Below are 25,208 nucleotides of genomic sequence, written 5' to 3'. Positions count from 1 at the left end.
TAAAAATAAAAAAACTGCACCTTATAAAAAGATACAGTTTTTTTTGGTTAAAAAGAGAAATATAAATGATGATAAAAAAATTATTTACTATTTCCTCCTCTTGCAACTAATGCAATTAGAATGATGAGAACTAGAGCGCCAATTACCCAAATTAATGGATTCTGCATCCAGTTTCCAGACATATCCGTACCTTTATTCATGTCTACGTCTACGTCTAATTGAGCTGCTTTTTCTTGTGCCCAAACTAATCCTCCGATTAGAGTAGCCATTACAGCCATTGCAAAAGTTTGCAATCTTCTAGTGATATTAGATCTTTCCATAATTTTATGTTTTTATGTTTATTTTGGTGTTTTTAAATTATAGTTCTACTGGGATATTCATATGAACTACAGAAGCCATATTTTTTCCTTTGTATTTAGCAGGAACAAATCCTTGATTGAGGTCATAAATCGCTAAAATAGTTGCTAAGTTCAGAGATTCATTATTTCCTGAAGCTTTCACGTCTGAAATTTTACCGGTTTCTGTTACCAAGAAACTTACGTGTGTATATTGAGTACCAGAACCCGTAACTGCGTTTTTATCAATTTTAGCATTTACAGCATCGATAAAATCTTGTTTACTTTGTCCGAAACTTGGTCTTTCTGTTCCTGGTAAAAGTGGAACTTGTGAATACGGAGCTACATTTTCTTTAGCTTTAATTGCTTTGATTTTCGCTTGCATTTTAGAAGGCTCATCATCTGGAGCTTTTACTAAAAATGCTACATTATTTTCGTCTTGAGCGATATAAGCTCTGTGAAATTTTGAAATATTTACTCCCTGTGAAAACACGAGAGAGAATGCACCAATAGATAGTGCGGTTGCTAACTTTTTCATAATTTATTGTTTTTGGTGTTTTTGTGATATGTGTGTGTGTGATTTATGCCTTTCTAGAAAGTGCATTATAAGCGTAGAGTACGATAATGGCTCCTACTACAGACATGGCTAAGCTATAAAAGCTAAAAACATCATTTGTTACGTCTGCTCCGAAGAAAATTCTTCCTAAAAAGCCTCCTACTACGCTACCTACAATACCAATAATAATGGTAGTAATCCAACCAGCTGCGTCATTTCCTGGTTTTAAAAATCTTGCGATTGCTCCAGCGATTAAGCCGAAAATAATCCATGCGATAATATTGATCATAATTTTGTGATTTAGTGTTAATATTTATTTGGTGTATGTGTTTAAGTGTTTATTTAAGAGCATCTAGTTCTGTTTCTACTTCCTTAGTCACGCTCTTTGCAGAAGATAAAATCTGGTCTTTGTTTGCTTTTACTTTTTCTGAAATTTGGTTTGAAATCGTGTTGTATTTGCTTTTTGCCTTTTCAGAAAGTTGATTCATCGTATCTTTGGTTTTAGATTGAGCATTTTTTGCTTGTGTTCTCAGTTTTGCTCTGGTGTCTTTTCCTTTTGCTGGTGCAAATAAAATTCCTGCTACTGCGCCTACTGCTGTTGCGCCTAATACTCCTAATGTTCTTTTTGCTGTGGTGTTCATAATTTTACTGTTTATTGTTAATATCGTCTTTTATAATTTCATAAATCATAATACAAAGCGCCAAGACAAATAATATGTTAATCAGTATACTTGTTTCAAAGAAGAAAAATCCAATTGCCCATATTATTATTAACAATGTAACCGTGAAATAGGTAAATTTATTCATAACTCATAATAATTTATATCATCTCTTTAATCTGCAAATTTTTAAAAATTACCTATTTTTCTTGTTACATCATTTTAATGCTTTGTTATATAATTGCTACTTCTCTGTTTCAATGAAGATTAAAATCTTTTGTTTCATTTTAACAATACAAAGATTTAAATTTTTGATTTACAATTTATTACATCATTTTAATTAAAATTTTTAGAATTTTAAGATGTTATAAAATTTCCATTTTTAATCCTTTTTAAAAAAGCAGAAGTAAAAATATTGTAGAATAAAATGAACAACTTCTCTGAAGAATTTTCTTCGCTTTCTACATGACAAAGATGTGACAATTACCAATTAATCTCATTACAAAAAATTGGGTTATTGTTATAGAATTTGCATAAAAAAACACGCTCAAAAAGCGTGTTTTAATATGTAATGATTTTTATTTAAACTTCTGGCAAATAGACGGTAAATGTGGCTCCTTCGTTTGGTTTTCCTTCGGCGAAGATAAAGCCTTTATGATTATCTACAATTTTTTTACAAATGGCTAAACCAATTCCGGTTCCTGCGATTTCGTCTTTATTGTGCAATCTGCTGAAAAGTTCGAATATTCTTTCCGAATATTCTGGTGAAAAACCAATCCCGTTATCTGTAAAAGTAAACTTGTGGAAAATTCTCTTCGCAGAGAAAGTTACATTTCCTACTTTTTCAAAAGATGCTTTTTCGTAATCTATTTTGATTTCTGGAGCAACGCCTGGCTTAGAATATTTAATAGAATTCCCCAATAAATTAATAAACAACTGCTGAATCTGGAAAGGAATGACTTTCATTTTCGGAAGATGAGCGGTATGAATCACTGCTTTTTTCTCTTCTATAGGTTCTGCAATTTCGTGTTTTGCGTTTTCCAACAAATCATTAAGGTCTGCTTTTTCGAAAACCTGTTCAGATTTATTGGTTCTAGAAAATTGCAGTAAATCTTTGATGAGCAATCTCATTCTTCCAGCTGCAACTTTTATCCTATCGAAGTACTGTTGACCTGTTTCCGTGAGATTCTGATAATCTTTGGCTTCCAACCTAGAGATGAAAGTTTCGATTTTTCTTAACGGCTCTTGCAAATCATGACTCGCAACATAGTTGAATGCCTGCAATTCTTTGTTAGACGCTTCCAGTTCTCTGTTTTTTTGATTGGTTTCTATATTTTTATTGACTTCTTCGGTAATATCTTGCGTTATCATCAAATAATAAAACCCTTCACCCGAATCTTCAATCGGCTTATGAGAAACTCTAATATATCTTATTTCGCCAGTATCTTTTTTTACAATTCTATGTTCGTAAGGTTTTGCGTTTTTATCTTTATTCTGTAATTTCTGAAGATTTTCTAAAACATAATCTAAATCTTCTGGATATACATACGGAATAAAATTATCTACTTTAGGATCAAAATTTTCATTTTCTACTCCAAAAAGTCTGAAAATATTATCCGAAAACTCAAATTCATTTTTATCTACATTCCATTTCCAGAATCCATATTTACCAATAACTTCAGCTTCCTTGCTACTCTCATTGTAATACTTTATTTCTTCAAAAGCTTTTTGAAGAATTTGACTTCTTTTTACTTCTTCTGTAATATTAACTACAACTCCTGCCAAAAATTTATTTCCATTAGCATCATAAGTTGGGCTACCTACTCCTTTTACATGAATAATTTCTCCTGAAGGTCTCAGAATTCTATAAGTAAAGGCAGGAAGATTTTCTTCTTCTTCCATTTTTGCCATTACAGTTTTAAAATATTCTACATCTTCTGGATGTACGTAGTTATAATAATTATCTAGATTAGACTCAAAAGATTTTGGTTCTGCTCCTAATAATTTGTAAAGATTGTCTGAAAAATACCAAGTATTTTCTTTGATGTTCCAACTCCAATTTCCATATCCACCAATTTCTTCACCAAATTTCAATGCATTATTAGAGAGCAACATTTCGTTATTGATTTTTTCGAGTTCTTTATTTCTCTCTAAAATGGTGTTCTGTGCTTTGAAAATTTCGGTAACATCTAGAGAAATAATGAGCACATATTCTTCATTACTGTCATCTTTTATATGTTTATTGTTAATCGACAGATATTTTATTTCTTGGTTATCTGCTCTAATAATTCTGATGATATATGGATTAAAAGATTTTTTTTCTGCCATTTCATCTAATGTAGCATCTACCATTGCTTTATCATCTGGATGCACTTGTTTAAATAAATCAGAAAACTCTGGTTTATCTTTAGGATTTAGACCAAATAAGCGGTAATTATTATCAGAAAATATAAATCTATTATCTTTTACAAACCATTGCGCAGTACCATAATTCCCCGCTATTTCTGCTTCTTTATTGGTTTCATTAGCTAAGAAAAGGGTTCTGTTTTTCTTTTCTAATTCTATATTTTTTTCTGAAATATTTTTTTGATTTTCTATCTCTTCTGTTACATCGCTGGTAATTCCTAATAAGATTTTTTCGTTTTTAAGATTTTTTATCATTTTACCAGAAGCACGCAGATATCTTACCTCACCATCGTTTCTAATGATTCTGTAAGTGAATGGTGATAAGGTTTCATGATTAATCATCTCGGAGACAATTCCTTGTACGTAATACAAGTCTTCAGGATGAATTCTATTCATAAATCCTTCATAATTATCTTCTAAAGAATTAGGCTCATAACCTAAGAGACGATATTCATTTTCGGAAAAAGTATATTTTTTGGTTTCTACATTAAGTTGCCATGTTCCGTAATTACCGATTTGTTCGGCAAGATTTGCGGTTTCATTTGCAAGTATTAGTTTTTCATTATTGATGGTCGCTTCTTTTAAATCTCTATTGATTTTGATAATGGCAAGAATTAAGAGAACAATTGTAACAAAGAAGGTCAATAAATTCACGAGTGGTGTGTATTTATTGACTTGATCACTTTTTAAAGACCTCGTTTCTAGAAGATGAGTCTCAGATTGTCTTAGATTTCTAATAATAACTGAAATTTCTTCCATCACTGCTTTTCCTCTGTAGATATTATCCTTAACTTTATCAATATTTTTTAAATCAAAGTTAGGATCTAAGACTTCGTCTACTACTTTCAGTTTTTTTTCTATTAAAAATTCTAGTTTTTTAGTCGTTTGAAAACGATCTGGATTATCCGAAGTTATTTCTCTGAGCTGTTTTAGATTTTGTTTAATTTCTTCTTTATCAAACTTGATTTGACGAATTAATTTTTTGTCATGAGTCAATAAATAATTTCTTCTGTCTATTTCTACATTTTTAATTTTAGTAAAAACTTGCTCTATTTTTATGAGAACACGATAGGTGTGTTCTACAATTTCATTAGAATCATGCAACGCTCTAATATGTTTATAAGAAACCGAAGAAATAAAAAGTATAATTGCTATGGTAATCGCAAAAATAATTTTAAGAAAAAGAGGTTTGTTCGTAAATTTCATATAAAATTACATTCTCAGTAAAAAATTATCTTTATTAAGACCAGAAGTATGGTATTGCCAATTAATAGCCACTACATCTGATAAAACTTTTTTAAGGGTATCAAAATCATTTGGTTTTTTGATGTAAATATTCGCGCCACTTACGAAAGTTTCTTCTATATGCTCTTCTGAAGATGAGGTAGAATAAATGGCAATGGCAATATCATCAAATTTTTTATTAGATTTTATTTCGTGGAGACACTCTATCCCATTTTTTTTAGGCATATTCAAGTCTAAAAATAGAACCTGTGGTAAAACCGCATCGTCTGAATTAAGATAATTCATAAGTTCTACTCCATCATTATAGGTGTGAACTTTGGTATTTATTTTCAGTTCAGAAAAAGCATCGGTGAAGAATAATCTGTCATCTTCGTCGTCATCTGCTAAGATGATGTGAATGTAATCTGTGTGCATAGTTTTTTATTTAGATTTATTTTTTATTAGCAATTTCTCTACGTTTGGTAATAATTCTCTGGAACTGAGATGGTGTAATTCCTGTAATATTTTTGAACTGTGTACTTAAATGTGCTACACTGCTGTAATTTAATCGATAAGCGACTTCGGTTAAGGTAAGATTGTCTTTAATGATTAAATTTTTGGCATGTTCTATTTTCTGCATCATAATGTAGTTCTCTATAGAACTGAACGTGACTTCTGAAAATAAATTGGATAAATAACCATAACTGTGATTAAGTTTATCGGTAAGATAAACAGAAGCTTTTACATTAATAGGCTCTTCAGAATGAACCATTTCTAAGATGGCTTCTTTAATTTTTTCAATCAAAACGGTCTTTTGATTCTCGATAATGGTAATGCCGTACTCTTCTAATTCTGCACGGAATTCTTTCATCTTTTCGGCAGGAATTTTTTCTAAAAATTCTACTTCACCAAAAGCGACTACTCTATATTTAGCACCTAATTGGTCTAATTTTTCTTCTAATACTTTTTTACAAACTGCGTTATAGTCGAATTTTGTAAATATCTTCATTGTGTTATTATTTAGTTTATAAAGTTAGTAAAAAAAGTAAGCTCTCATTGTTTTTGTCTAAAATCTTAAAAAACTCTCACAAATAACAAATAAATCCGTACTTGTGAGAGTTAACTAAATAATAAACTATATGAAGAGAAAACTACTTTTTTTAACTGTTAGTCTCTGTAGATGAAATTATTCACCTAAAGGAATGTTATACGAAACACCTAAACCTAGAGAGGCTGCATTAAAATCTTGTCCTGGTAAGTCTCCTTTAGAACCTGTGAATACTTTAGTATATTGTAATGCTACATTCCAATGTCTGTTATGCCATCCTAATTCTGGTTTTAGATAAAAACCACCATCAGGTCTTGCAACAGGAGCATTAGCTGCTACGTTTTCATCACCTGTGATAAATGCATATCCTAAATCTGTACCGAAATAAAATCCTGTTTGTTTAGGATAAACTCTGATTAAACCTGCTACTGGAACTACTCCGAAATCATTATTTTCGATTCCATCATTGTCCTTCCCGAAGAAATGGTTATAACCTGTAGCAATCCCTAATCCAAATCCTGGTGTTACCAAATGTTGATAAGCAACATCTAAACCTAAATTTGCAGAAGCATTGGTAGAAGGAGCAGCTATTCCTACATTTCCTCCAATTTTTAGCATATTTGTCATTTCTGCACTTTGTGCGCTTAATAAACCTGCTGATAAAATTCCTATTCCTAAAATAGCTCTTTTTACGTTTTTCATAATTTTAAATTTTTCGTGTTAAGTTTTATGTTATATTTATGTTATTGCAAAGTTGCACAGAACTGAAATCTTTTGTTTTATATGATTTTCTGAAACTGTTACAGAATTTTATTTTTATTCACTTACGATAGATTTCAAAAAATAAGTTGTAATTATAGAAGTTACAATTCCACTGAAAAGAAGCGTCCCGTCAAATAAATCTGTAAATAGATTTTTATCTAAAACATAAGCACTTATTCCACTAGCAAGAAATGCTACTAAAAAAGAGAATAAGATAACTTTTACAATATTCAGTTTGGTTCTACTTTCATGGAAGGTTTCTATAGAATATCCAATAAAAATGGCTGCGAGTATTAATAATAAAATGTTCATGACTTTCAAATTTTAAATTACGTTAACTAAATAATTATTGTTCACATCTTTTCTTATTTTTAAAGAAAAGCCCTTTTGTAATTCATCATAAATCATGGAGCAATGATCTACGAGATTTTCAAACTCCTCATCAAAAGCTTCAGAAGCGAAAACCAATTGTTTCATATTGCTTTCGTCTAGTTCTAATCTTCTGTTCTGGTAAGACAATTCAGAAATACCAAAACTTCTATGAAGCTTTATAAAATAATCTTCTATGTGTATTAAATTATTCATAGTTTCGTTTTTTTGGTGTTAGATAATTTTATGTAGGATTTTTTTAGATTCTATGATTAATGCCATAATCATAAAATCTACGGTAAGATATTGAGCAGATAATTGCACGTATTCATTTTGTAAAATAGAATTCACTATTTTGTATCCAGAAGTAGTTGCACTATGTATTATCGTTGTCATTTTCTTAATCTTTGATGTTTACATTGCAAAGATTCAACAATAACATTAACAGAGCATTATAGAATTTTTTTGGAATTTTATAGAATTTTTAGAAACAAAAAAACCTCCTGAAAAATCAGAAGGCTTATTTATAAGTGTAGACTCACAGGGATTCGAACCCCGACAGACGGTACCAAAAACCGTAGTGCTACCGTTACACCATGAGTCTATACCGTTTTTGGTGGTGCAAATTTAATACAAATTTTTCTATTTGCAATAGCTAAAACAAAAAAAATTACAAAAAATCTCTATTTACTTGAATTTCAAACTGTTTTTTTTATCACTTTCTCTCATATTATATTTGTAAAAACACTACTCTAGTCTTCTTCATCAAATTTTGTATCTTTGAAAAGTAAAAAAACAATTCTATGAATCATAAACCAATTGAAGGCTTTTCTAAACTTTCGAAACAACACAAAATTGATTGGTTAATAAACGAATATTTACAAGGAAACCAAGAATACCAAAAGATTCTTCAGCAATATTGGAACGATAATCCAGACTTACAAAAACTCCACGAAGAATTCTCAGAAAATACCATTACCAATTTTTACATGCCTTACGGAATTGCGCCAAATTTCCTCATTGATGGAAAATTGATGGCTTTACCAATGGCTGTAGAAGAAAGTTCTGTAGTTGCTGCAGCTTCCAAATCTGCAAAATTCTGGTTAGAAAGAGGCGGTTTCAAAACCACGATTATTAATACCGAGAAATTAGGACACACACACTTTATCTTCAAAGTAGAAGCGCATAAATTATTGCATTTTTTCAATTTTACTTTAAAGAAAAAACTCTTTGAAGCTACAGAAGATATTACCGCAAACATGAGAAAGCGTGGTGGCGGAATTTTAGATATTAAACTCATAGATAAAACTTCGGAATTAGCAGATTATTATCAATTGAAAGCTAGCTTCAACACGGTAGATTCTATGGGTGCTAATTTCATCAATTCTTGTCTGGAACAGTTCGGAAAAACGTTAAAAGACGAAGTAGCTCAATCTGATGCTTTCTCAGAAGATGAGAAAAACTCAATTCAGATTGTGATGAATATTTTGTCTAACTTCACTCCAGATTGTATCGTAAGAGCAGAAGTTTCTTGTAAAATTGATGATTTAAAAGACGACAGTGGAATTTCTAACGAAGAATTCGCTTGGAAATTTAAACAAGCGGTAACCATTGCAGAAATTGAACCTTACAGAGCAACTACGCATAACAAAGGTGTTATGAATGGTATAGATGCTGTAGTAATAGCTACAGGAAATGATTTCCGTGCTACTGAAGCTTGTGCGCATGCTTATGCAAGCAAAGATGGCAAATACAAATCTCTTACGCATTGTACTACAGACAACGGAATTTTCAGATTTTGGATAGATTTACCAATTTCTGTTGGTGTAGTTGGTGGTTTAACAAATCTTCATCCTTTAGTGAAATTTTCTTTAGCACTTCTAGGAAAACCATCTGCTCAAGAATTGATGAGTATTTTGGCAGTTTCTGGTTTGGCTCAGAATTTTGCTGCACTTCGTTCATTGGTGACTACAGGAATCCAAAAAGGGCATATGAAAATGCACCTTTTCAATATCTTAAACCAATTTGGCGCTACAGAAGAAGAAAAACAATATTTTGTCAACTATTTTAAAGATAAAACAGTAAGTCACCATGAAGTGATTTCGGAATTAAATAAACTTAGAAATAAATAATGAAAACCATTACCTTAATCATCGGCGCAGTGTACGGATTAACTTCTGTAATTTTAGGAGCATTCGGTGCGCATGCTTTAAAGAAAGTTCTTTCCGTAGAAAGATTGACCAGTTTTGAAACAGGTGTAAAATACCAAATGTATCATGCTTTGCTCCTTCTCATTATAGGATTTTTCTTAAAATTTGAAACAGGAATAGAAAAAACTACCGCTTGGTTCATTATTTTGGGGACGTTTCTATTCTCAGTAAGCATTTATTTCTTGAGTTTTCAAGACGTTTTAAAGACGAATCTTAAATTTTTAGGACCTATCACTCCAATTGGTGGTTTGTTTATGATTTTAGGTTGGGCTTTATTAATCTATGTTTTCGCCAAGACTAAGTTTTAAAATAAATTATCATTAAAAATTAGGCAAAAAACTTGATGGGTTTTCCTTTCTACTTGCCTCTTTTTTTATATTTTTGTGAAAACTAACTTTTAAATAAAAATTTTAGAAATATTATGAATCTTCACGAGTATCAATCAAAAGAGATTTTAGCTTCTTACGGCGTTAGAATCCAACGTGGTTTTGTAGCAAACAACGTAGAGGAAGCTGTAGAAGCAGCTGATAAATTAAAAGAATTAACCGGAAGCGAAGGTTGGGTAGTAAAAGCTCAAGTTCACGCTGGTGGTAGAGGTAAAGGTGGCGGTGTAAAATTCTCACCAAACTATGACAAGCTAAAAGAAAATGCTCAGAACATCATCGGGATGAGATTAGTTACGCCTCAAACTTCAGTAGAAGGTAAATTGGTAAACTCTGTTTTGGTTGCAGAAGATGTATATTATCCTGGCGAAACAGAAACTAAAGAATTCTATGTTTCTATTCTTTTAGATAGAGCTTTAGGTAAAAATACTGTAGTTTATTCTACCGAAGGTGGTATGGATATCGAACACGTAGCAGAAGTTACGCCTCATTTAATTCACAAAGAAGTAATTGATCCTACTTTAGGTTTACAAGGTTTCCAGGCGAGAAAAATCGCTTTCAACTTAGGTTTATCAGGTGATTCTTTCAAAGAATTCGTAAAATTCATTGATTCACTTTACAAAGCTTATGTAGGAATTGACGCTTCATTATTTGAAATCAACCCAGTTCTTAAAACTTCAGACAATAAAATCGTAGCGGTAGATGCTAAAGTAACTTTAGATGACAATTCACTTTTCCGTCACAAAGATTTAGCTGCATTAAGAGATACTAGAGAAGAAGATCCTATGGATGTAGAAGCTGGCGAAGCTGGTCTTAATTTCGTGAAATTAGACGGTAACGTAGCTTGTATGGTAAACGGTGCTGGTCTTGCAATGGCTACTATGGATATCATTAAACTTTCTGGTGGTAATCCTGCAAACTTCTTAGATGTAGGTGGTACTGCAGATGCACAAAGAGTACAAACTGCTTTCGGAATTATCTTAAGAGACCCAAATGTAAAAGCAATTTTGATTAACATTTTCGGAGGAATTGTACGTTGCGACAGAGTTGCACAAGGTGTAGTAGACGCTTACAAAGCAATGGGAAGCCTTCCTGTTCCTTTAATTGTACGTCTTCAAGGTACAAACGCTGTAGAAGCAAAACAATTAATTGACGATGCTGGTTTACCAATTCACTCAGCAATTACTTTAGAAGAAGCTGCAAACAAAGTATCAGAAGTTTTAGCTTAATAAAACAAACTTACTTCAAATAATCAAATCCGTTCTATTTTAGGACGGATTTTTTCTTTTTATGGCAATCACTCATTCCCAAGCTAATCCTAAGCTTATTCGGTCGGGCTATCCGTTACAATCTTTTTTGCACACGCTACCTACCATTAAGAATAATAAAACCCAAGCAAAAAAAGGATTTCTACGATTATCCCTATTGCAAGCATTAGACACCAGAAAATGGATATCCCATGGTATAGAAGTTGCAAATAATTCTCCTATTACAGATAAGTTTAATTTGGGAGTAATTCAAGTATAATATATTTAAACATACATAAAATTATAAAGTAAAAAGCCTCTGTTCTAATGATTGAACAGAGGCTTTTTAATGCTATTCCTTCTTCAAATATAAGCTGATGTTTATAATTATATATGCAAGTCAATTTTCATGAGTATTTTCTCATTTAAAGTATTATGCTTTCAAAATGATAGCTTGATGAGATTGGATTAGATAGAATAGGTATAAAAACAAAAAATCCTCATCATTTACATGATGAGGATTTCAAAATAAAAACTGGCGGCGACCTACTCTCCCGCGTTAGCAGTACCATCGGCGCTAGAGGGCTTAACTTCTGTGTTCGGAATGGGAACAGGTGAGCCCCTCTGCTAAAACCACCCTAAAGGCTTTATATGAGGGATTAGTTGTTAGGTTTTAAGACTTAAGTTTAATCTAAATCCTTAGCCTTTTCAAAACTAATTCCTTTTTTATCGATAAAAACGTTCACAAAGAGCTAACCTTTTCTCTTTCGAGTGCCTATTAGGCTATAAATCTACGGGTAATTAGTACTACTCGGCTATGACATTACTGCCTTTACACCTGTAGCCTATCAACGTCGTCATCTCCAACGACCCTTAAAAGAAGTCTCATCTCGCGGCGAGTTTCGCACTTATATGCTTTCAGTGCTTATCTCTTCCAAACATAGCTACTCAGCGGTGCACCTGGCGGTACAACTGATACACCAGAGGTTTGTTCAACACGGTCCTCTCGTACTAGAGTCAACTCCGCTCAAACTTCTAACGCCCGCAATAGATAGAGACCGAACTGTCTCACGACGTTCTGAACCCAGCTCGCGTGCCACTTTAATGGGCGAACAGCCCAACCCTTGGGACCTTCTCCAGCCCCAGGATGTGACGAGCCGACATCGAGGTGCCGAACCTCCCCGTCGATGTGAGCTCTTGGGGGAGACTAGCCTGTTATCCCCGGAGTACCTTTTATCCTATGAGCGATGGCCCTTCCATACGGAACCACCGGATCACTATGTCCTGCTTTCGCACCTGATCGACTTGTAGGTCTCACAGTCAAGCACCCTTATGCCATTACACTCTACGCACGGTTACCAAGCGTGCTGAGGGTACCTTTGAAAGCCTCCGTTACTCTTTTGGAGGCGACCACCCCAGTCAAACTACCCACCACGCAATGTCCTTCTTTCGAAGTTAGGCTCCAAGTAAACAAAGGGTGGTATTTCAACGTTGGCTCCACAAACACTAGCGTGCCTGCTTCAAAGCCTCCCACCTATCCTACACATTATTTACTCAGAGTCAATACGAAGTTATAGTAAAGGTTCACAGGGTCTTTTCGTCCCATTGCGGGTAATCGGCATCTTCACCGATACTACAATTTCACCGAGCTCGTGGCTGAGACAGTGCCCAGATCGTTACACCATTCGTGCAGGTCGGAACTTACCCGACAAGGAATTTCGCTACCTTAGGACCGTTATAGTTACGGCCGCCGTTTACTGGGGCTTCAGTCAATGCCTTCGAATTACTTCTAAGCACCTTCCTTAACCTTCCAGCACCGGGCAGGTGTCAGACCCTATACAGCATCTTTCGATTTAGCAGAGTCCTGTGTTTTTGATAAACAGTCGCCTGGGCCTCTTCACTGCGGCCCCGATTGCTCGGGGCGTCTCTTCTTCCGAAGTTACGAGACTATTTTGCCTAGTTCCTTAGCCACGACTCACTCGAGCACCTTAGGATTCTCTCCTCGACTACCTGTGTCGGTTTTGGTACGGGCTGTATAAATCGCTTTTCTTGGAAGCGGGTCCTTAGGATTATCAGCGCATCCGAAGACTTGCTGTACTATCGTAACCTCGCAGTTACTTCAACGTACTATTCCGTCAGTACGCACCTAATTCCCAACTCCGTCACTTTATTATTATACAGGTACGGGAATATTAACCCGTTGTCCATCCACTACCCCTTTCGGGTTCGCGTTAGGCCCCGACTAACCCTCAGCTGATTAGCATGGCTGAGGAAACCTTAGTCTTTCGGTGAGGGGGTTTCTCGCCCCCTTTATCGTTACTTATGCCTACATTTTCTTTTCTATCCGCTCCACAATACCTCGCGATACTGCTTCGGCGCAAATAGAATGCTCCCCTACCAGATGTACTATTGTACAAATCCATAGCTTCGGTAATATGCTTATGCCCGATTATTATCCATGCCGGACCGCTCGACTAGTGAGCTGTTACGCACTCTTTAAATGAATGGCTGCTTCCAAGCCAACATCCTAGCTGTCAATGCAGTCCAACCGCGTTGTTTCAACTTAGCATATATTTGGGGACCTTAGCTGTTGGTCTGGGTTCTTTCCCTCTCGGACATGGACCTTAGCACCCATGCCCTCACTGCTGCGAAACATTTATTAGCATTCGGAGTTTGTCAGGAATTGGTAGGCGATGAAACCCCCGCATCCAATCAGTAGCTCTACCTCTAATAAACTTGTCGCAACGCTGCACCTAAATGCATTTCGGGGAGTACGAGCTATCTCCCAGTTTGATTGGCCTTTCACCCCTACCCACAGGTCATCCGAAGACTTTTCAACGTCAACCGGTTCGGTCCTCCACTCTGTGTTACCAGAGCTTCAACCTGCCCATGGGTAGATCACAAGGTTTCGCGTCTAATCCTACTAACTATGCGCCCTATTCAGACTCGCTTTCGCTCCGGCTCCGGACCTGAAGTCCTTAACCTCGCTAGTAAAATTAACTCGTAGGCTCATTATGCAAAAGGCACGCCGTCACACCATATAGGTGCTCCGACCGCTTGTAGGCGTACGGTTTCAGGTTCTATTTCACCCTTCTATTCGAAGTGCTTTTCACCTTTCCTTCACAGTACTTGTTCACTATCGGTCTTTCAGGAGTATTTAGCCTTGGAGGATGGTCCCCCATATTCAGACAGGATTTCACGTGTCCCGCCCTACTCATTTATCATCTATGTATGCCTTTCGATTACGGGGCTATCACCCTCTATGGCTGTTCTTTCCAGAACATTCTTCTAAACATATAAAGACTTTTGGGCTAATCCGCTTTCGCTCGCCACTACTTACGGAATCTCTTCGATTTCTTTTCCTCCGGGTACTTAGATGTTTCAGTTCTCCGGGTTTGCTCCCATTGCTGGGTGACATGTCTTCAACATGCCGGGTTGCCCCATTCGGACATCTGCGGATCAATTCGTGTGTGCCAATCCCCGCAGCTTTTCGCAGCTTACCACGTCCTTCGTCGCCTCTGAAAGCCTAGGCATCCGCCATACGCCCTTAACGATTTCTTTCCTAATATTATATTAGTATATTTTTATACTCGGCACTCGAAAGTGCTCGGTTATCTCTTTGTGATGTCTTTATCGTTAATGTCAATGATCTATTTTGCTTCTTAAATGTCTAATAAACAAATATTGTTTTTGGCTCTATTCGTCACTTTTAAATTAGACCTCTAAAACTGTGGAGAATAAGGGAGTCGAACCCTTGACCTCCTGCGTGCAAGGCAGGCGCTCTAGCCAGCTGAGCTAATTCCCCTCTAATTCTTTAGTAGTCTCGGGCAGGCTCGAACTGCCGACCTCTACATTATCAGTGTAGCGCTCTAACCAGCTGAGCTACGAGACTTTAAATCTCTTCCCTCTTACTAATGATTAGGGGTGTATTTTTACATATCAACCAGTAAAAAACCAAAGCGAACTGAGTAAGTTCTTATTTTAATTTTGTTTTACGTCTAATGACGCTCTAAAATGAGATGTTCCAGCCGCACCTTCCGGTACGGCTACCTTGTTACGACTTAGCCCTAGTTACTAGTTTTACCCTAGGCAGCTCCTTTTACGGTCACCGACTTCAGGTACCCCCAGCTTCCATGGCTTGACGGGCGGTGTGTACAAGGCCCGGGAACGTATTCACCGCGCCATGGCTGATGCGCGATTACTAGCGATTCCAGCTTCATAGAGTCGAGTTGCAGACTCCAATCCGAACTGAGACCGGCTTTCGAGATTTGCATCACATCGCTGTGTAGCTGCCCTCTGTACCGGCCATTGTATTACGTGTGTGGCCCAAGACGTAAGGGCCGTGATGATTTGACGTCATCCCCACCTTCCTCTCTACTTGCGTAGGCAGTCTCACTAGAGTCCCCAACTGAATGATGGCAACTAGTGACAGGGGTTGCGCTCGTTGCAGGACTTAACCTAACACCTCACGGCACGAGCTGACGACAACCATGCAGCACCTTGAAAATTGTCCGAAGAAAGTTCTATTTCTAAAACTGTCAATTCCCATTTAAGTCTTGGTAAGGTTCCTCGCGTATCATCGAATTAAACCACATAATCCACCGCTTGTGCGGGCCCCCGTCAATTCCTTTGAGTTTCACTCTTGCGAGCGTACTCCCCAGGTGGCTAACTTATCACTTTCGCTTGGTCTCTGAACCCTAAAGCCCAAAAACGAGTTAGCATCGTTTACGGCGTGGACTACCAGGGTATCTAATCCTGTTCGCTCCCCACGCTTTCGTCCCTCAGCGTCAGTTATATCTTGGTAACCTGCCTTCGCAATTGGTGTTCTAAGTAATATCTATGCATTTCACCGCTACACTACTTATTCCAGCTACCTCAAATATACTCAAGACTTACAGTATCAATGGCAGTTCTATCGTTAAGCGACAGGCTTTCACCACTGACTTATAAGTCCGCCTACGGACCCTTTAAACCCAATAAATCCGGATAACGCTTGCACCCTCCGTATTACCGCGGCTGCTGGCACGGAGTTAGCCGGTGCTTATTCGTATAGTACCTTCAGCTACCCTCACGAGGGTAGGTTTATCCCTATACAAAAGAAGTTTACAACCCATAGGGCAGTCGTCCTTCACGCGGGATGGCTGGTTCAGGCTTGCACCCATTGACCAATATTCCTCACTGCTGCCTCCCGTAGGAGTCTGGTCCGTGTCTCAGTACCAGTGTGGGGGATCACCCTCTCAGGCCCCCTAAAGATCATCGCCTTGGTGAGCCGTTACCTCACCAACTAGCTAATCTTGCGCGTGCCCATCTCTATCCGCCGGAGCTTTCAATATTAATTGATGCCAATCAATATGTTATGGAGTATTAATCTTCCTTTCGAAAGGCTATCCCCCAGATAAAGGCAGGTTGCACACGTGTTCCGCACCCGTACGCCGCTCTCTCATTTCCGAAGAAACAATACCGCTCGGCTTGCATGTGTTAGGCCTCCCGCTAGCGTTCATCCTGAGCCAGGATCAAACTCTCCATTGTATGTTTGTCTGACTCACTCAAAGTTGACTTCGCTTTGGTTTATTTTTTTACTTGGTTGTTATATTGTATTTCAAAGATCTCTTTTTCTTTCGCTCATCAGAAAACTTTTCTGTCATCTTGCGTTTCTGATTTGCGAGTGCAAAAGTATTAATTATTTTTTAATCAACAAAACTTTTTTTGATATTTTTTTTCAAGACCCTCAGTCGCACTATTTATTATGTTAGCTTAACTTAATGTATCTCTCTCAAAAAAAATTTACTCTTCTGCGCTCCCTCATTTAAGGGACTGCAAAGGTAACTCTTTTTTCTAAAATTCCAAATATTTTCTTAAATATTTTTTTGTTCTCGTTTCGTATCTTTCTTCTTAATTAGCTCCTGCGCTACCATTATTTTGGTGATGCAAAAGTATGACGATAAATAAATACAATGCAAATTTTTTCTACAAAAAACTATACAGTTGTTTAAATTGGGGAAAACATCTTTCTGATATTAAACAACTTACACTCATTTTTAAAGTTATTCACAATGAGCAAATACGCCTAATTTACTATAATATATAGTTTCACACCTAAGTATTATTGAGACTTCTAGAATTTTAGAAGTAATATTTTTTTATTTTTTGATAAGTATAATATCCCATCAACACTCCTAATAAATCTGCAATAAGGTCTAACAATTCCATACTTCTTCCTAAATGCATTTCTCTTTGTAGTATTTCTGTACCTAATCCATATATAAACATAATTAAGAAAAAGGTAAAAAATCGCATTCTAGGAAAACCTATTCTGAAAACAAATCCTAATAGGGCGAATATTGATATGTGTAGTATTTTATCAATTCCTGAGAACATAAACCAATATTCTTTGTTTTCTACTCCTGGTTTGAGGAGCATATATGTGAGTATTGCCCAATAAATGGGCAATACGTAATATCTAAATATGTGAGTTATCTTATCCAATGAGTTCTTGGTACTGTTCTGCAGTTAGCAATTCTGATTGGTCTGCACCTTCTGAAAGTTCTACTTTTACAATCCATCCTTTTCCGTATGGGTCTGTGTTTACCAATTCTGGTTCACCTTCTAACTCTTCATTAAACTCTATTACTTTACCTGAAATTGGTAAATATAAATCTGAAACAGTTTTTACAGCTTCTACGCTACCGAATACTTCTCCTGCATTTAAATCGTCGTCTACAGTATCTACATCTACAAAAACGATGTCTCCTAATTCGCTTTGAGCAAAATCAGTGATTCCAACTGTAGCTACGTTTCCTTCTAGTTTAACCCATTCGTGATCTTTGGTGTACTTTAATTCTGATGGTGTGTTCATTTCTAAATTTATTTTTCCCAAAATTAATGAAATTATATGGAGGTTGCAAAAAAGTTTTTTCTAAAAAAATAGAACCAAATAAATTTGATTCTATTCTATATTATATACTATATATATTATATGTGCATTTAGAAACCTTGACCTCCTCCAAAATTAAAGGTTGCCGTAATACCAGCTCTCACCGTAGAAAGTGGAAATGCTGTAGAAATTTTATACTTGGTCATTAATTGATCATAAAAGAATCTTAAATTAAAGTTCTGAGAGATGTTATAATCTGCCGAAACTTTTACGCTCATTAATCTTTGACCTCCGGTAATCTGTGAATCATCTAATAATATATTGGTAATTCTGGTTTGATTATCTCTCAATGAAAAATCCGCTCTTACATTTAAATCACTTTTCAGATTTTTTTCTTTTCCTTGATATCTAACTTTGATTTTTAAATCTTTTAAAATATACCCAAAACCAAAAACATATTCAGAACCTAAATCTTCGGTTAAAGTATGATTTACCAAACCGAGTGTATACATTCTGTTCTTATTATATTGTAAACGGAACTGCATATTATTTCTCATGGTAACATCTGCTCCTAAAAGTGGAGAGAAATCTTCTACGTAACCTATCGTATTAAATGTATATGGATTATACACATCATTATTAATATCATATTGAGGCGCTCCCGCATTTACATCTTTATTATAATAGTCTACGCTTTTCTGAATTCCAGTTGCGGTATACGTAGAAGTATAGGCATGAAGAATATCAAACTTAGCAAACTGACTATTAATAAAAGGTATGTTTTTAATTCCTGAATAAGTAATTCTCCAGTTTGGCATTGGGAATTTAGATTTTTCTAAATTGTTATTTTTCGTTGGAGACTTTCCTTCTATCGCTGCTTGGAAAGCTGGAATCAAAACATAAGCATTGGCTTTGCTGTAATGTTCTGCGTAACCATCAGCTTGTGGTGTTCCATACATTTGAGAAATTGTCTTAGCATTTTCAATGATTTTTTCGTAAATATTATCGCTTCCAAAACTTGTTTTCAAGAGAATATTAGAATTGGTAAACGTAATCATCTCAGTTGCGAAAGAAAAATCAAATTGAGGTGTACTGCTAATCGCATCTACATTAAAATTACCATGCATTAAATTTTTCATGTAATTTTTGGTAAAACTCACATCTATTCTAAAATCATTGATTGGCTGAATCTGAATATTCCCAGTAAGATTTCTGGTCGTCATCTGAGAGTATGCTTCCGTCATGTATTCCGAAGAAGAAATCCAACTGTTTTCTATAGCATATCTTCTGATGTCTGCTTGAGAACCCAACAAGAATCCAAAAGTTGGCCCGCCAATTCCTTTTCCGTATCCATAGAAATTAGGAGAAGATAATAATCCTGGTAAAACCGTTCCATTATTTTCAGTATAATTAAAATCTAATTGTTTTATCGCCGTTAATGCATAAGCAAAAGCTTGAGTAGGCGTCAATTTATTTTTAAATGTATAAGATTTGAATGCTTTTTTCCTTCCTTTTTTCAAGAAATTCTGAGTATAAACATTGTTCAGAGAATCTATTTCAGATTTTCTGGCATTCATTTTATCATTTACTTTTCTAAAATATTTAAACTTATTGAAGAAACTATTAAAATCTGCACCTCCAGTTACATTAATATTATTGGTATTCTGTGCCAAGTTCCCCAGTTTTACTCCATTAGTATCTACCATTGCTGTAGAACGAGCGCTCCAATTATACTGTACACCGTAGCCAATTTCTGTATTTACAAAATCTAAATACGGTAAATTTTCGAATGGTAATCTATAACTCAACTGAATTCTGTGGTTATAAAGAACCGGTCTTCCTTTTTGGAAAACATTTTGGAAAATAGAACTTCTGTCAAAGGTTTGAATATCCAATTGGTCATTAATCGTTCTGGTTGCTGATGAAATATCTAATTTTAGAGATTTGGTTAAATTAAATCCTACATTATATTGCCAACCGAAGAAGAAGTTTCGGTTTTTAATCACATCAAAATCCGCAGAAGAATTTCCATTGAGCAACGCATCAATATTTCTAAATTCTAGTTCATTATAATTTCTATCTAACTCTGTTCTGAAAGAAACTCTTGTTGGAACTAGGTTAAAGTTAATTTCTTTTGCCCATTTCAGATATGGATAAGACTTCGCGGTATCGCTTACAATTTTATTAAATGGCTTAAGATTCCAAGGTTTAAAATTAAAACTGTAATCTATATTTCCTCTTAAATATTGTCTGTAATTGTCTTTAGTATAAACATCTCTGTACTTGTCATCATTATAAATTAAAGAGATAGACAAGTTTTCTACATCATAGAATTTTGGTTTTTTATTAGGATTCATTCTATCCTTTCTCATATTGAGTACACCAATACTTCTTTGTTGTGTATACGTTCTTGCTACTTTTTTCAGTTCATCTTTCTTTGGATCTTTGTTAAATTCCACATCATCATTTAGTGGATTGTACTTAGGATCTTCTATGGTTTGAGAATAAGAATAATTCACCGGAATCTTCAATCCTAACTTTTCTGGTAAAAATTTATCTACATTCACCATCGTACTGATACCAAAAGCTGAGTTGGTAGTCTGTGAACGTTCCGCAGGTTTTTGGTTAATGAAACCAAAACCAATCGTAGAATATGCGCCACTTGCATTTACGGTAGCAAAATCTCCTAAATTAAAATTAAGATTTGCGTTTCCTGCATAACCACCTTTATTTTCTATTCCCGAAAGTCTAATTTCATTCACCCAAAGAATAAGATTTTTATCTACCTCATCATTATTTCTCACCCCAATCATCATGGTGGTAATATTTCCTAAACTTGGTCTACCTTTTACGTAGAAGGCTTTATTTTCATCACCAAAATCTGCAGAAGTAAATCTTTCGTTGGTTACCGTAGAATTTTTATCTCTCAAGATTTTTAAATCTACAAAATCTTGAATCGCTAATCTTACCGTATTTTCATTTGGCCAAATATCAAGCGGAGAAGTTGCATTCGGAGCGGTATATTTCAGCGAAGCTTCATATTCATAATAGTTATCAGTAGCGTCACTACCGAATCTGATGAAGAATTTCGCAGACTTATCAAGATTAGAACCTTTGCCAATTAAATCCTCAGCGTGAACAAATAATTCTAAATTTTGGAATCTTCTCATATCTAAAGCGATATTTTTGAAAACACCTCTTGCTTCACCATTCGGAAGGTTGGTTTTCATATAAAGAGAAGCTTCGTTTTGTCTTTGAGCACCTGCATTTCCGCTGAGAACTTGTCTCTCAATTCCTGGAGGCAATACATAAGGTGGAGTTCCCAACGCATTTTCTTCTAAGTTTACACTTCCTACATCAAATTTAGAATTATCTATAGTTCCTGTTCCTTCAAATTGATTCTGGTCATCTACTCTATTTGAAGCAATTCCTTTACCATATTTTCTCCATTCACTTCTTACCAAGTCTAAAGTTCCGAATCTAATGGTTGCGGTTTCATCAAAACCTGTAAGCATCATTCTGGCAAATCTCACATTGTTTAAAATTTGGTCTGCACCAGAAGTTTCGGTAGAAGAATTATAATTAGCAACTGGAATTCTGAATAAGAACCATTTATTTTTAGAAGTTTGTCCGTTTTGGAATTTCACTTCTACTTCCTTTACATCTACAATATTATTTCTTCCTAAAACCAATTCGCTTTGTGCTAAATTAATATCATACTGATTGTAATTTTCGCTTTGGTCTAGGTTATAATCTTTATTTACATCTTCTGCATCTGGAGTTTGAGAAGAAACTTCTAAAGAGTTAGACTGAGAGTTTCCATCTGGATTTCTGAAATATTTATAACGCTCAATCATAGATGAAGCTAATGCTCCCTGAAACTGATTAGAAAGATAAAACACAAAATCATCTGCAGCTGGGTCTGGCTCATTTTTTACTGGATTAGTGAAATTGGTATTGAAAGCTGTAGCTTCCGCTACGTTATCCAATCCATCAAAACCAACATCTTGAGCTGTTCTCTCTTCGTTTTCTGTACCGAAAGCATATAAAACCGGAAATTGGTCTGGCTGAGTTCCCCAATTGGTAGAAGAAGTTTTCGCTGGAGTATTGGGTGTAGGTAACCCATTTTCATATTGCAGTTTACCATCTTTTAGAATATCTTCTGAAACGTTTCCTAATTGCAACATTAATTTAGGAGCAGTTCCTAACATTTTACCGTCTGCATAAGGATCCATCATCCAAAATTCCACATATTCTATATTCGAGCTTCTGAAGTTAGAAACCGTAATCGGTCTCATTAAACCAGCCCATCTTTGTGATGGAATTTCTGCATTTTGATTTAAATTATACGGACCTCTTTCTTTAGGATAATACGTAATATCAAAAGTATTGGTGAAGGTTTGTTCACCCGCTACAAAATCTCTATTGTTAAAGAGTTCTATCATCTGAACTCTTCTGGAAGCGTGATTAGAAAGTGCTTCAGCGTTAATTCCATTTGGTGCTTTTCCACCAACTCCGTAGAATCTTGGGTCTATATTGTACCAAGAAAGTAGACCTCTTCCATATCCATTGGCCAAGTCATTATTATTAGAACTTCCGAAACCAATTTCAGGTTTAGATGCTAAACTCCAAACTGCAGGTTCTTTTAATGAAATTTTAGAAGTGGTTTGTTCAAAATCATCAATGTAAGATTCATCATTAATTCCTTTATTTTGACCTGGAATAAGATACGCTCCTTCTAATTTCAAATTAATATTAGATGGTGCTTCTGTATTGATAAACGGAATTTTATCTGTAAGTCTGGTTAAAAACTGTGATTGGTTATTATACATTAAATTAAAACCAGCCATCGTATTATTCACCGCTTCAAAACCTGTTTGTACTTTTTGAGTGAGTGGTGTTTCTGAATAATTCACCACAGTTGCACCAATAGTAAGATTTTCATTAAATTTTCTCTCGAGATTTAATCCTAAAAATCTTTTTCTCTGTGTATTAAAGGTCATTTGGTTTTCTAAACTCACATTGATGGCTTGACCAGATTGTTTCACCATTTCATTGATAATGGTTACTTGACCTATCATATAATCCACGGTGTAATCTACGCCTTCTGTAAGCACAACTCCATTGGCAGTTACTTTTACAGAACCTCGTGGAACATTAATCGCTCCCAAAGAAATTCCGGTTCCCTGCGAACCTTTATATCTACCTTCGATGGTGTATCTAAGTGCTAAATTATTTTCAGAAGCGACTTGTTTTTGTTGGGTATACAATTCATTGAAAACAAATTTCGGGTCATTGCTTCCCAAAACAGATTCTAAGTAATTCCCAAAAGGTTGCGCTTTGGTAAACATTACTCTTCCGTTTTGTGCATCTACCGTAATTCCTTGTACAAAATCAAACAAACCGTCTCCTTGTTGACCATTCGTGTTATTTTGAATATCGTTATTTACATTCAGTCTATCCCAATTGAATAATTTCAATAAATTTTGGTCTGCAACAGGAGTTCCTGGTAGATAATTTACTTTTCCACCGCTGTCATTATCACGATATAAAACGTTTAATAGGAAATTCTGTGGATCTACTTGATTGGCATTCAATGAATACACGTTTTTCATCATTAAATTCCACATCGGTGAAGTGGTTTTTACGGAAACGTTCGGTTTCAATAATTTGGTAATCACCACTGGACTTTCTTCGGAAAATTCCCCTACTTTATAGACTTTGCTGTCACCAGAAACGGTATAAGAAAAAGAAGCCGCCAAAAGTTGATTGTCATTTAATCTTTGATTCAAAGAAATATAACCCACTTGAGGATTAAAGGTATATTCAGCAGGATTTAATCTTTTTGCTTTTCTATTAAAGATAAAATGTTCGCCGTCTTTATAATTGGGGTCACCAGTAGTATTCGGAAGTGATTGATTATTGATCGTGTTATAAGTTTGGTTTACATCTCTTATTCCACCAAGATTGGCTACGGAATTATAAACGCCTAAATTAGAATTATCTGGAAAACTTCCGCCTTCACCCAAATCTCTAATCCCGAGAATACTTTTTTGCTCTTGCAAATTACCAGAACCTTGGTCTAAAACCCAAAGTTCTAATCGAGTAATCGAAATTCTAGAATTGATTAAAGGATAATTGGCTAAAGCGTTGTCATAATTATTTAAGAAATATTGGCCTAAAAAATAGTGCTGATTATCTTCGTAATCATAAGCGTTTATTTTGAAGGTTTGCATTACACCACCACCTTGAACTACAATATTTCTGGCTTCACCTTGTTGCTGAGAAAACACCAAAGTTCCGTACGTTTTCCCTAATTGGAATTCGGTTTTCAAACCAAAAAGAGATTCAGAACCTCTGATTAAATTGGTAGAAAGTGGCATATTCACATTACCGAATTCTACTCTTTTTATAATTTTATCTTCGCCACCTTTTAGCGGATTTTTTGCTTCGCTGATGGCTTGATTTTGTAAATCTCTCCAAGTTCCCTTGGCTTGCCAAACGAGATTCATTCTGTTTTCGAATGCAAAACCAGACTGCGTGTCGTAGTTGGCTTTGAGTTGAAGATTTTCTCCAACTTTTCCTAAAACACCCAACTGAATTCTCTGCTGAATATTAATCGCAAAATTGCTTCTGTTTTGAGGAAGAATTAATGGATTTTCAATTTTTTGGTGCAAACCTCCTAAATCAAAACTCGCAAAACCATTTGGAATCAATTCTATTTTATTGCTCCCAAAAATGGTTTCAAAAATTTTATTTTTGATGGTCACACTTTGAATTAAGCCTTTCTTTTCGGCTTCTTTTTTGTCTTCTTTGTAGAGATTTCCTCCAAAAGCTTTTTGTTGATAATAATCTTTGAGACTATTATTCAGTGTATAAGTAGAATATTCTTTTGGAGTAAGAACAATGGGCGCTCCTGTTACTGTATTTCCAATTTTTGGGTAGAGATAATACATCCCCGTTTTTACATCATAGAACGCTTCGTATCTCGTAGGATTGGGCAAGGCATAATCTTTCCTTATAGAAATATTCGCTGTATCCGAAGGCTTTTGCTGCGCAAAAAATAACGCAGAAAAACATAGAAATACAATCGAAAAATAGATTTTATGCAGAGGAAAAGTTTTCTTCACTTGTG

Annotated in this window: 18 protein-coding genes, 3 tRNA genes and 3 rRNA genes; 3 read left to right on the top strand and 21 right to left on the bottom strand. The window is 35.3% G+C overall.

The features are described 5' to 3' along the window. Nucleotides 1-80: 80 nt before the first annotated feature. From EB819_RS00680 to EB819_RS00625, 13 genes are all read right to left on the bottom strand, one after another. The gene (locus EB819_RS00680; protein ID WP_069797247.1) at nt 81-320 is read right to left on the bottom strand and encodes a hypothetical protein; all 240 of its coding nucleotides are present in this window, start codon (nt 318-320) and stop codon (nt 81-83) included. A 37-nt stretch (nt 321-357) separates the two neighbouring features. After that, on the bottom strand, nt 358-873 hold the full coding sequence (locus tag EB819_RS00675; protein WP_069797248.1) for a hypothetical protein: 516 nt from the start codon (nt 871-873) through the stop codon (nt 358-360). A 43-nt stretch (nt 874-916) separates the two neighbouring features. Then, entirely contained in the window at nt 917-1,180 is a 264-nt protein-coding gene (locus tag EB819_RS00670) for a GlsB/YeaQ/YmgE family stress response membrane protein (protein WP_317126165.1), read from the bottom strand. Between the two features lie 49 nt (nt 1,181-1,229). Next, nucleotides 1,230-1,532: a YtxH domain-containing protein gene (locus EB819_RS00665; RefSeq protein WP_069797249.1), complete on the bottom strand. Its 303-nt coding sequence runs from the start codon at nt 1,530-1,532 to the stop codon at nt 1,230-1,232. A gap of 4 nt (nt 1,533-1,536) precedes the next feature. Beyond that, nucleotides 1,537-1,698 (bottom strand): lmo0937 family membrane protein, encoded by a 162-nt coding sequence (locus EB819_RS12980; RefSeq protein WP_104794433.1) that lies wholly within the window; start codon nt 1,696-1,698, stop codon nt 1,537-1,539. A 434-nt stretch (nt 1,699-2,132) separates the two neighbouring features. Continuing rightward, nucleotides 2,133-5,162, bottom strand: coding sequence for a PAS domain-containing protein (locus EB819_RS00655; protein WP_069797250.1), 3,030 nt, complete (start codon nt 5,160-5,162; stop codon nt 2,133-2,135). A gap of 6 nt (nt 5,163-5,168) precedes the next feature. After that, nucleotides 5,169-5,615, bottom strand: coding sequence for a response regulator (locus tag EB819_RS00650; RefSeq protein WP_069797251.1), 447 nt, complete (start codon nt 5,613-5,615; stop codon nt 5,169-5,171). 16 nt (nt 5,616-5,631) lie between these two features. Beyond that, on the bottom strand, nt 5,632-6,189 hold the full coding sequence (locus EB819_RS00645; RefSeq protein ID WP_069797252.1) for a helix-turn-helix domain-containing protein: 558 nt from the start codon (nt 6,187-6,189) through the stop codon (nt 5,632-5,634). Nucleotides 6,190-6,366: 177 nt separating this feature from the next. Next, nucleotides 6,367-6,930, bottom strand: a complete 564-nt coding sequence (locus EB819_RS00640) for a hypothetical protein (RefSeq protein WP_069797253.1) — start codon at nt 6,928-6,930, stop codon at nt 6,367-6,369. Between the two features lie 114 nt (nt 6,931-7,044). Then, nucleotides 7,045-7,302, bottom strand: coding sequence for a hypothetical protein (locus EB819_RS00635; protein ID WP_069797254.1), 258 nt, complete (start codon nt 7,300-7,302; stop codon nt 7,045-7,047). Nucleotides 7,303-7,314: 12 nt separating this feature from the next. Further along, the gene (locus tag EB819_RS00630; RefSeq protein ID WP_069797255.1) at nt 7,315-7,575 is read right to left on the bottom strand and encodes a hypothetical protein; all 261 of its coding nucleotides are present in this window, start codon (nt 7,573-7,575) and stop codon (nt 7,315-7,317) included. An 18-nt stretch (nt 7,576-7,593) separates the two neighbouring features. After that, nucleotides 7,594-7,755, bottom strand: coding sequence for a hypothetical protein (locus EB819_RS12725; protein WP_158005945.1), 162 nt, complete (start codon nt 7,753-7,755; stop codon nt 7,594-7,596). Between the two features lie 137 nt (nt 7,756-7,892). Continuing rightward, nucleotides 7,893-7,963, bottom strand: a tRNA-Gln gene (locus EB819_RS00625). Nucleotides 7,964-8,162: 199 nt separating this feature from the next. Between EB819_RS00625 and EB819_RS00620 the strand changes: the two genes are divergently transcribed. The 3 genes from EB819_RS00620 to sucC all read left to right on the top strand — a co-directional run bounded on the left by EB819_RS00620 (nt 8,163) and on the right by sucC (nt 11,181). After that, nucleotides 8,163-9,491 (top strand): hydroxymethylglutaryl-CoA reductase, degradative, encoded by a 1,329-nt coding sequence (locus EB819_RS00620; RefSeq protein WP_069797256.1) that lies wholly within the window; start codon nt 8,163-8,165, stop codon nt 9,489-9,491. Further along, entirely contained in the window at nt 9,491-9,877 is a 387-nt protein-coding gene (locus EB819_RS00615; RefSeq protein ID WP_069797257.1) for a DUF423 domain-containing protein, read from the top strand. The genes EB819_RS00620 and EB819_RS00615 overlap by 1 nt, the downstream gene beginning before the upstream one ends. A gap of 113 nt (nt 9,878-9,990) precedes the next feature. Further along, the gene (sucC, locus tag EB819_RS00610; protein WP_069797258.1) at nt 9,991-11,181 is read left to right on the top strand and encodes an ADP-forming succinate--CoA ligase subunit beta; all 1,191 of its coding nucleotides are present in this window, start codon (nt 9,991-9,993) and stop codon (nt 11,179-11,181) included. A 551-nt stretch (nt 11,182-11,732) separates the two neighbouring features. On the opposite strand, the gene rrf is transcribed toward sucC, so the two are convergent. The 8 genes from rrf to sov form a co-directional block, all read right to left on the bottom strand. Continuing rightward, nucleotides 11,733-11,840 (bottom strand): 5S ribosomal RNA (gene rrf, locus EB819_RS00605). A 140-nt stretch (nt 11,841-11,980) separates the two neighbouring features. Further along, a 23S ribosomal RNA gene (locus EB819_RS00600) occupies nt 11,981-14,760 on the bottom strand. Nucleotides 14,761-14,930: 170 nt separating this feature from the next. Continuing rightward, nucleotides 14,931-15,004: transfer RNA gene (locus EB819_RS00595), tRNA-Ala, on the bottom strand. A 13-nt stretch (nt 15,005-15,017) separates the two neighbouring features. Then, nucleotides 15,018-15,091, bottom strand: a tRNA-Ile gene (locus EB819_RS00590). A gap of 120 nt (nt 15,092-15,211) precedes the next feature. Then, a 16S ribosomal RNA gene (locus EB819_RS00585) occupies nt 15,212-16,728 on the bottom strand. Together the 16S, 23S and 5S rRNA genes with 2 tRNA genes alongside form the textbook arrangement of a ribosomal RNA operon. Before the next feature lie 594 nt (nt 16,729-17,322). After that, a complete protein-coding gene (locus EB819_RS00580; RefSeq protein WP_245993182.1) occupies nt 17,323-17,619 on the bottom strand; it encodes a VanZ family protein in 297 nt (98 codons plus the stop codon). 58 nt (nt 17,620-17,677) lie between these two features. Then, the gene (gene gcvH, locus EB819_RS00575) at nt 17,678-18,055 is read right to left on the bottom strand and encodes a glycine cleavage system protein GcvH (protein WP_069797980.1); all 378 of its coding nucleotides are present in this window, start codon (nt 18,053-18,055) and stop codon (nt 17,678-17,680) included. A 128-nt stretch (nt 18,056-18,183) separates the two neighbouring features. Beyond that, complete coding sequence (sov, locus tag EB819_RS00570) at nt 18,184-25,203, bottom strand: T9SS outer membrane translocon Sov/SprA (protein WP_069797959.1); 7,020 nt, start codon at nt 25,201-25,203, stop codon at nt 18,184-18,186. Nucleotides 25,204-25,208: the final 5 nt, after the last annotated feature.

The organism is Cloacibacterium normanense (genome assembly GCF_003860565.1).
In the GTDB taxonomy this organism is placed as follows: domain Bacteria; phylum Bacteroidota; class Bacteroidia; order Flavobacteriales; family Weeksellaceae; genus Cloacibacterium; species Cloacibacterium normanense.
This window is presented reverse-complemented; position numbering and strand designations above follow the sequence as displayed.

What these genes read in the sequence shown, in the direction of transcription:
- EB819_RS00680 (WP_069797247.1), bottom strand. Translation starts at nt 320, where the DNA reads ATGGAAAGATCTAATATCACTAGAAGATTGCAAACTTTTGCAATGGCT.
- EB819_RS00645 (WP_069797252.1), bottom strand. Translation starts at nt 6,189, where the DNA reads ATGAAGATATTTACAAAATTCGACTATAACGCAGTTTGTAAAAAAGTA.
- gcvH (WP_069797980.1), bottom strand. Translation starts at nt 18,055, where the DNA reads ATGAACACACCATCAGAATTAAAGTACACCAAAGATCACGAATGGGTT.
- EB819_RS00675 (WP_069797248.1), bottom strand. Translation starts at nt 873, where the DNA reads ATGAAAAAGTTAGCAACCGCACTATCTATTGGTGCATTCTCTCTCGTG.
- EB819_RS00635 (WP_069797254.1), bottom strand. Translation starts at nt 7,302, where the DNA reads ATGAACATTTTATTATTAATACTCGCAGCCATTTTTATTGGATATTCT.
- EB819_RS00655 (WP_069797250.1), bottom strand. Translation starts at nt 5,162, where the DNA reads ATGAAATTTACGAACAAACCTCTTTTTCTTAAAATTATTTTTGCGATT.
- EB819_RS00650 (WP_069797251.1), bottom strand. Translation starts at nt 5,615, where the DNA reads ATGCACACAGATTACATTCACATCATCTTAGCAGATGACGACGAAGAT.
- EB819_RS12725 (WP_158005945.1), bottom strand. Translation starts at nt 7,755, where the DNA reads ATGACAACGATAATACATAGTGCAACTACTTCTGGATACAAAATAGTG.
- EB819_RS00665 (WP_069797249.1), bottom strand. Translation starts at nt 1,532, where the DNA reads ATGAACACCACAGCAAAAAGAACATTAGGAGTATTAGGCGCAACAGCA.
- EB819_RS12980 (WP_104794433.1), bottom strand. Translation starts at nt 1,698, where the DNA reads ATGAATAAATTTACCTATTTCACGGTTACATTGTTAATAATAATATGG.
- EB819_RS00615 (WP_069797257.1), top strand. Translation starts at nt 9,491, where the DNA reads ATGAAAACCATTACCTTAATCATCGGCGCAGTGTACGGATTAACTTCT.
- EB819_RS00580 (WP_245993182.1), bottom strand. Translation starts at nt 17,619, where the DNA reads ATGCTCCTCAAACCAGGAGTAGAAAACAAAGAATATTGGTTTATGTTC.
- EB819_RS00630 (WP_069797255.1), bottom strand. Translation starts at nt 7,575, where the DNA reads ATGAATAATTTAATACACATAGAAGATTATTTTATAAAGCTTCATAGA.
- EB819_RS00640 (WP_069797253.1), bottom strand. Translation starts at nt 6,930, where the DNA reads ATGAAAAACGTAAAAAGAGCTATTTTAGGAATAGGAATTTTATCAGCA.
- EB819_RS00670 (WP_317126165.1), bottom strand. Translation starts at nt 1,180, where the DNA reads ATGATCAATATTATCGCATGGATTATTTTCGGCTTAATCGCTGGAGCA.
- EB819_RS00620 (WP_069797256.1), top strand. Translation starts at nt 8,163, where the DNA reads ATGAATCATAAACCAATTGAAGGCTTTTCTAAACTTTCGAAACAACAC.
- sucC (WP_069797258.1), top strand. Translation starts at nt 9,991, where the DNA reads ATGAATCTTCACGAGTATCAATCAAAAGAGATTTTAGCTTCTTACGGC.